This window comes from Acidobacteriota bacterium, assembly GCA_040752915.1.
Classification (GTDB): domain Bacteria; phylum Acidobacteriota; class UBA4820; order UBA4820; family DSQY01; genus JBFLVU01.
Window position 1 is genome coordinate 1 of the sequence record JBFMHB010000095.1, and the last position, 7,753, is coordinate 7,753.

Annotated in this window: 5 protein-coding genes; all 5 read left to right on the forward strand. The window is 64.5% G+C overall.

The genetic code is table 11. The annotated features are described in order from the left end of the window. Positions 1-278: 278 nt before the first annotated feature. Entirely contained in the window at positions 279-1,598 is a 1,320-nt protein-coding gene (locus tag AB1824_12385; protein ID MEW5765762.1) for a TolC family protein, read from the forward strand. 334 nt (positions 1,599-1,932) lie between these two features. Then, positions 1,933-3,417 (forward strand): efflux RND transporter periplasmic adaptor subunit, encoded by a 1,485-nt coding sequence (locus tag AB1824_12390; GenBank protein ID MEW5765763.1) that lies wholly within the window; start codon positions 1,933-1,935, stop codon positions 3,415-3,417. Next, positions 3,418-6,666, forward strand: coding sequence for an efflux RND transporter permease subunit (locus AB1824_12395; protein ID MEW5765764.1), 3,249 nt, complete (start codon positions 3,418-3,420; stop codon positions 6,664-6,666). 26 nt (positions 6,667-6,692) lie between these two features. Further along, positions 6,693-7,124 carry a YHS domain-containing protein gene (locus AB1824_12400; GenBank protein MEW5765765.1) on the forward strand — a complete coding sequence of 144 codons (432 nt, stop codon included), beginning with the start codon at positions 6,693-6,695 and terminating at the stop codon, positions 7,122-7,124. 12 nt (positions 7,125-7,136) lie between these two features. Further along, positions 7,137-7,753, forward strand: a 617-nt coding sequence (locus tag AB1824_12405) for a heavy metal-binding domain-containing protein (protein ID MEW5765766.1), incomplete at its 3' end; no start/stop codon positions are given.

The window sequence follows — 7,753 nt, forward strand, 5'->3', positions numbered from 1 at the left end:
TTGCACTCGGCCCACCGGCGCCGGGACGCGCCTTCCTCCGCTTCGCTCCGGAAGGCAGGCAGTTTAAGACGCGCAACAAGATCTTGGACAGGCATGGATCATATTATACATTCTGTTCGCACAATATTCGCCAAGCCGGGGGACTCGGCCGTCGGCTTTTTCGCGTCCCAAGCACCGCGTTCCGCGCGCTTCTGCTGGGCTCTTCTTGATTTCGGCCCCTGGCACGCACCCTGCATTCGGTGGCCACGGAAGACAGGCTTCCCATCCGCGGAGCAAAGATGTGGTCGCATCAACGAAGTCGTCCCCCTTTCTTTCGGCGGACCGTCATCGCCTTGTCCCTCCTGACCGGCGTGGCCCTCCGAAGCCAGACATCTTCGCTGGACGCCCTGGTCGCTTCGGCCATCGCGCAAAACCCGTCCCTCCGGGCCCAAAGGGCGAGGGTGGCGGCGGCAAGACAGGCGCCTCGGCAAGCCATGGCGCTCCCGGACCCCGCGGTGGACCTCGAAGTGATGAACTTGCGCGTTCGTGGACCCTCCGAATCCGGTTCCGTCACCGATAGCCTCTCCCTGGGCGTGACACAGGGGCTTCCTTTCCCGGGAAAACGAGCCCTCGCCGCCGAGGCCGCGCGGCAGGAGGCGACGGTCGAGGAAGCCCGCCTGAGAAGCATGGAGCGAACGATCCGTCTTGAAGTACTCCGAGCCGGCTACCGGTTCGTCACGACACGCGAGCTGCTGCGCATCAACGCCCGATCCCGGGTCGCCCTGTCGGCCACCGCGGAGGGCGCCCTGGCTCGTTACAGCTCGGGAGGCGGGAGCCAAGCCGATGTCCTCCTCGCCCAAAGCGCGGTCACGCGAGTGGAAACCCAGCGCCAGGAATTGGAGAGCCAGGCGCGGATCTCCCTGGCCAGGCTCTCGAGCTTGATCGCCGCCCCCGTCGAGGCCGACGCGCTCGAGGGAATCGTCCTGGAGGCCCCCGCGCGGCTCCCCCCCCTGGAGGCGTTGCTGGCATCGGCGGACCGGTCGGCGCCGGACCTTCGGACGGCCCTCTCCGAGGCCGCCGCGGCGAAAATCAGGTCCGAATTGGCTCGAAAGAATCGCAAACCCGATTTCATGGTGGGCGTCCGGTACCGCTACAAGGACATGTCCATGGGCGGCGGCGATTACCTTACGGCCATGGTGGGAATGACTCTCCCCTTTTTTCACAGGAGAGACCGCTACGAGCCGGCTCTGGAAGAGGCTCTCCAGCGGCAGCTGGCCGCCGAAGAGGAGGTGGCCGAGACGAAGAACTCGATTCGGTTTCAGGTTGCGGAGGCCTACCAGAGCGCCACGAAGGACGCCCGAGTTTTCTACCTGTACGACCAGGGCCTCCTCTTGCAGGCCCGTCAAGCCTACGAGGCGAGCCTGGCGGCCTACGCGACGGGCCGTGTGGATTTCGGCGACCTCTTGATGGCGCTCACGAACCTCTTTTCGTATGAGGCCGATGCCGCCGTGGCGCGCGGCGAGTACCACCAGAGGGCGGCGGAGTTGGAAGCGTTCCTGGACCGCCCCCTCTTGGAGATGGAGGCCCTCGCCCCGGATGCACAGGGAGGGACTCCATGAACCGTTCCGGGTTTCCGCGACGCATTCTCCCGCCGCGGTCATTCCGCGCCTCCAGTCTCACTCCCGCCCTGGCCTTGCGGCCCTCCGCCTCCGGACGCGCGACGCACGGGCGCCGCGGAGCGAACCCCGCCGGTCGGAGACCCGCCACGGCTTGTCCAACGCGCTTCCCCGTCACGGCAGGCCATTCCGTCCAGGGCCCGGAGCGCGGCTGGTTCTTCGAGGCGGGGTCCAAGGAAGAAGCCGCTTACACTTCGGCGGAGACCGTATCGAGATACGCCCAAGATCGCGGGGCAGCCAGTGCGGCGAGGGGCCGATCCGCCCCTGGGGAGCAACGATGAACGCAAGACGAATTCTCGGTTGGGTTCTTACGGTGACCGTCCTGGGCGCCCTGGCCTTGACGGTCGCTTGTTCGGACGGAGCGGCGTCGGAAGCGAAGTACCGATGCCCCATGCATCCCTCCGTGGTGACGGACGGACCGGGCGACTGCCCCGTTTGCGGGATGCGCCTCGTCCCTTCCGGGGCCGAGGGCAGCCAGACCCCACACGCCGCCCACCCGGTTTACATCTGCCCCATGCACCCGCAAGTCTCCTCGGACAGACCCGGGGACTGCCCCATTTGCGGGATGCGGCTTGTCGAGAAGAAGGCCAAAGCGGTGCCCCCCTCCGCGCCGGCCGCGTCCATGGGAAAGACGATGTACCGGTCCACGATGAACCCTTCGGAAGTGAGCGACCGGCCCGGGAAGGACTCCATGGGGATGGAAATGGTCCCTTTTGAAGCGGAGCCTTCCAGTGAAGGATCGGTGCCGGGACGGGCCCGCGTCACCATACAGGAAAGCCATCAACGGCACATGAACCTGGCGACTTCCCTCGTGGAACCGAGGAAACTGGCTCGGGAGGTGCGGACCTCCGCTCGCATCGTGGCGGCCGAGCCGGGCCTGTACAGCGTCACGACGAAGGTGGAGGGCTGGGTCGAGCGGCTCTACGTGAATGCCACGGGGCAGGCCGTTCGGCGAGGCCAACCCCTCCTTTCCATCTACTCGCCCGAACTTCTCGCGACCCAGGAGGAGTATCTCGCCGCTCTTTCGTCCTTCAAGCGTCTCTCCGCCAGTTCAATCCCCGGCGTTTCCTTGGGAGGGAGCGACTTGCTCGCCGCCGCCCGGCGCCGCCTCGCCCTTTGGGACGTCAGCGAAGCACAGATCCGGGCGATCGAAGAGACGGGCAAGGCACAGCGCACCGTCACGCTGTATGCGCCCGCGACGGGCTACGTCTCCGAAAAGACGGTCCTTCAAGGCCAGAAGATCATGCCCGGTCAGCCCCTCCTGACCGTGAGCGACCTCACGACCGTCTGGGCGGAGGCAGCTCTTTATGAGTCGGACCTGGGCCACATCCGGGTGGGGATGCCGGTAACGCTGGCCCTTCCCTACTGGCCGGGCCGTTCGTTTTCGGGGAAGGTCTCCTTTATCAACCCGTTCCTTGATCCCGAGACCCGCACGCTCCAGGCCCGCCTGGAAATCCCCAACCCCGACCTCCTCCTCAAGCCCGAGATGTACGGCGACATGACCCTTTCCTACGATCTGGGCGAGAAGCTGGCCGTGCCCGTTTCCGCAGTCCTGCGCACCGGGACGCGGACCTTTGTGTTCCTCCGATCAGGAGAGGCGGACCTCGTCCCCACCGAAGTCGTTCTCGGAGAGCGCAGCGGAGAGTACTACGAAGTGGTGGCCGGGCTTGGCTCGGGAGACCGGGTCGTCACCTCCGCCAACTTCCTCGTCGACTCCGAGTCCTCTCTCAAGTCCGCCCTTCAGGCGGTCACGGTGAACTAGATGATCGCCAAGATCATCCGGTTTTCTGCGGACAACCGGCTCCTGGTCATCCTTCTCGTCATGGCGGCGGTGGCGGGGGCCTACTACACCATGCACCAGATCCGACTGGACGCCATCCCGGACCTGTCGGACACCCAGGTCATCGTTTACACCCGATGGGATCGAAGCCCGGACCTCGTTGAAGACCAGGTGACCTATCCCATCATCACGTCCTTGCTGGGTGCCCCCAAGGTCAAGGCGATCCGCGGTTTCTCGGATTTCGGCTTCAGCTACGTGTACGTCATTTTCCAGGATGGTACCGACCTGTACTGGGCCCGAAGCCGGGTCAACGAATACCTCTCCAAGATCCAGGGCGGACTTCCCGCCGGCGCCAAGACCGAGCTCGGTCCCGACGCCACGGGGGTGGGCTGGGTCTACATGTACGCGCTTGTGGACCGATCGGGAAAGAACGATCTGGCTCAGCTTCGGACGTACCAAGACTGGTACCTGCGGTATGCCCTTCAAAGCGTTCCCGGTGTTTCTGAAGTGGCCGGAATCGGAGGATTTCAAAAGCAGTATCAGGTCACGGTCGATCCCAACCGGCTTCAAGCATTCGGCCTTTCCATCGCCGACGTGATGAAGGCCGTTCAGCAAAGCAACAGCGAGGCGGGGGGACGTCTCGTCGAGTGGGCCGGCACCGAATACATGGTGCGGGGACGCGGGTACGTCAAGGCCAGAGAAGATCTGGAGAAGGTGGTCGTCAAGACGAACGAGAGGGGAACGCCCGTCCTCCTCGGGAACATTGCCGAAATCGCCCTGGGGCCCCAGATCCGGCGCGGGATCATGGATTTCAACGGAGAGGGGAATTCGGTGGGGGGAATCGTGGTGATGCGCCACGGGGAGAACGCGCTCGACGTCATCAACCGGGTCAAGGCGAAACTCGCCGACATGAAAGCGTCCCTCCCCGATGGAGTGGAGATCGTCCCCGCCTACGACCGGTCCGAGCTGATCCAGGCATCCATCGACAACCTCAAGAAGGAACTTCTCCTGGAAATGCTCGTCGTGAGCTTCGTCATTCTATTCTTCCTCTGGCACGTCCCCTCGGCGATCGTTCCCATCATCACGATCCCCGTTTCCGTCGTCCTGGCCTTCATCCCCATGTACCTGTTGGGGATCTCCTCCAACATCATGAGCCTGTCTGGAATCGCCATCTCCATCGGCGTCCTGGTGGACGGGGCCATCGTGGAGGTAGAGAACGCCTACAAAAAGCTCGAGCTGTGGCAGGAGGGCGGACGAAAGGGAGACTTTCACAAGATCCGCCTCGAAGCTCTCCTGGAAGTCGGCCCCTCGGTCTTCTTTTCCCTCTTGGTCATCACCGTTTCCTTCCTTCCCGTCTTCACCCTGGTGGACCAGGAGGGGCGCCTCTTCACCCCTCTCGCCTACACAAAAACCCTGGCGCTCGCCCTTGCGGCCCTTCTGGCCATCACCCTGGACCCAGCCGTTCGGATGCTTTTCGCACGGATGGACCCCTTCCGAATCAGGCCCAAACCGGTGGCGAGACTCATGGATGCGCTCTTCATCGGGACCTATTACCCGGAGGAGAAGCACCCGATCAGCCGCGTTCTTTTCAAAATGTACGAACCGCCGTGCCGGTGGGTCCTGCACCACCCCAAGACGGTGATTCTCCTGGCGGTGGCCGTCATGGTTACCACGGTGCCTGTGTACCTCCAGCTCGGCCACGAGTTCATGCCGCCGCTCAACGAAGGGACGATCCTCTACATGCCGACGACCTTGCCCGGCATGGCCGTGACGCAGGCCCAAACGCTCATGGAAACCCAGGATCGGATTCTGAAGTCCTTCCCCGAGGTGGTCACCGTTTTCGGCAAGTCCGGTCGCGCCGATACGCCCACCGATCCAGCCCCCTTCTCCATGATGGAGACCACGGTTGTCCTCAAGCCCCGCTCCGAATGGCGAGGCAAGGAGCGCTGGTACTCCTCCTGGGCGCCTTCCTGGCTCAAGGCCATCCTCCGCCACGCCTGGCCGGACCGAATCTCCTACGAAGAGCTGATCAACGAGTTCGACCGCGCCATCCAAATCCCGGGGAACACCAACGCATGGACCATGCCCATCAAGGGCCGCATCGACATGCTCACCACGGGCGTGCGCACCCCCGTCGGGATCAAGGTCCTGGGTGGAAATCTCGAGGAGGTCCAGCGGGTCGGTGAAGAGATCGAGAAGAGCCTGAAGCGCGTGGCGGGCACGCGGAGCGTCTTCGCCGAGCGTTCGGCTGGAGGCTACTTCGTGGATATCGTGCCGCGCCGCGCGGCCTTGGCACGGTACGGGCTCACCGTGGAGGACCTTCAATCGGTGATCAGCATCGCTATCGGGGGCGAGACCGTGTCCACGACCATTGAGGGACGCGAGCGCTACTCCATCAACCTCCGCTACCCCAGAGACCTGAGGGAGAACCTCGACCAGCTCGATCGCGTCCTCGTTCCCACCCCGGGCGGGGCCCAGATCCCCATGGGGGAGATGGCGGACATCGCGGTCGTCTCGGGACCCGCCATGATCCGCGATGAGAACGGCATGCTCGCGGGATACGTGTTCGTGGACATCGCGGGGCGCGACATCGGGTCCTACGTGGCCGAGGCGAAAGAGATCGTCGCCTCCCAGGTCACCCTCCCCACCGGCTACTCCCTGATCTGGAGCGGTCAATTCGAGAACATGATGCGCGTGAAGGAGCGCCTGAAAATCGTCGTCCCCATCACCCTTTTCCTGATCTTCCTCCTCCTCTACATGAACACGAAGTCGGCCTTCAAGGCATCCCTGGTCATGCTGGCCGTGCCCTTCTCGGCGGTCGGCGCGGTCTGGCTGATGTACCTGCTGGATTACAACGTCTCCATCGCCGCATGGGTGGGAATGATCGCCCTGATGGGCCTCGACGCGGAAACGGGGGTCTTCATGCTCCTCTTCCTGGACCTTTCTTACGGGGAGGCCGAGAAGGCCGGGCGCCTTCGGACCATGCCGGAGATCCACGACGCGATCATCCACGGAGCGGTCAAGCGCATCCGTCCCAAGATGATGACCGTGATGGCGGCCGCCTCGGGCCTCATGCCCATCATGTGGTCCGCCGGAGCGGGCGCGGACGTGATGAAGCGCGTCGCCGCCCCCATGGTCGGCGGCCTCTTTACCTCGTTCCTGATGGAATTGCTTGTGTACCCAGCCGTTTACCTGCTCTGGAAGCGCCGAAGCAGTACACTGGCGGCATGACAGGGCCGCTTTCCTGGAGGTGCCAGATGAAATGGTCACAGTGGGTCTTCCTATCGGTCGTTGGGATCGCGTCCCTGGCCTTCGCGGCCGACGCCCTTGCCGCCGACCCCGCGGGCGGAAAGCCACAGACGGCATGTCCGATCTCCGGCCGGGCCGTGGACAAGGCCCGGCACCTGGACTGGCAGGGTCAGCGGGTCTATTTCTGCTGCGGAGCCTGCCCCGTTAAGTTCAAGGCCGACCCGGAGGCGCACTTCTCGAAATGGGCCGCCCAGGGAGTGGTTCTGGAGAACGTCCAGACGGCCTGCCCCGTGAGCGGAGAGGTCCTTGAAGAACGCGAATCGTTCGTCGATTACAAGGGCCGCCGCGTGTTCTTCTGCTGCGACAAGTGCATCAAGGAATTCGAAAAGGATCCCCAGAAGTACCTGGCCAAACTTCCGGGCGAGCAACCCGTCCGGTGAACCGGAGGCCCCATGACCGATGAAGTTCTCCATGGGGGGCGGTCGGTTGATCCGGTCTGCGGCATGACCGTGGATTCCGCCGCCCCCCGAGGGGGGTCCGCGGAGCACGGCGGACGAAGCTTCCACTTCTGCAACCCCCGGTGCCGGGAAAGGTTTCTCGCCGATCCCGACCGTTTCCTCGATCCCGCCTACGTTCCCGGGGGAATGGCCGAAAGGCGCGCACCGATCGGAACCCGTCCCACCCCTCTTTCTCTGCAGAAGCCCGTCCAACTGGGAGCGGGGGCCTCCCTTTCCCCTCCCGCCGCGTCTGCCGCGTACGTCTGCCCTATGTGTCCCGAGGTCCGATCCCCGGTGCCCGCGGCCTGTCCCTCCTGCGGGATGGCCTTGGAATCGGCCACGCCCCTCCCCCCTTCCGCCGCGGTCGAGTATACCTGCCCCATGCACCCCGAGGTGGTTCGGAAGGCGCCGGGCGACTGCCCGATCTGCGGCATGGCCCTCGAACCTCGATCCCTCCCCTCCTCCGTCCGCGCCGATCCGGAGCTTCGCGCCATGACGCGAAGGTTCTGGTGGGCGCTCCTCCTGACCGCGCCGCTGTGGATCCTGGCCATGGCGGAGATGCTTCCCGGAAT

Bases quoted from the DNA above. Each gene is read 5' to 3' on its own strand.
- AB1824_12385 (MEW5765762.1), top strand. From the start codon at position 279: ATGTGGTCGCATCAACGAAGTCGTCCCCCTTTCTTTCGGCGGACCGTC.
- AB1824_12390 (MEW5765763.1), top strand. From the start codon at position 1,933: ATGAACGCAAGACGAATTCTCGGTTGGGTTCTTACGGTGACCGTCCTG.
- AB1824_12395 (MEW5765764.1), top strand. From the start codon at position 3,418: ATGATCGCCAAGATCATCCGGTTTTCTGCGGACAACCGGCTCCTGGTC.
- AB1824_12400 (MEW5765765.1), top strand. From the start codon at position 6,693: ATGAAATGGTCACAGTGGGTCTTCCTATCGGTCGTTGGGATCGCGTCC.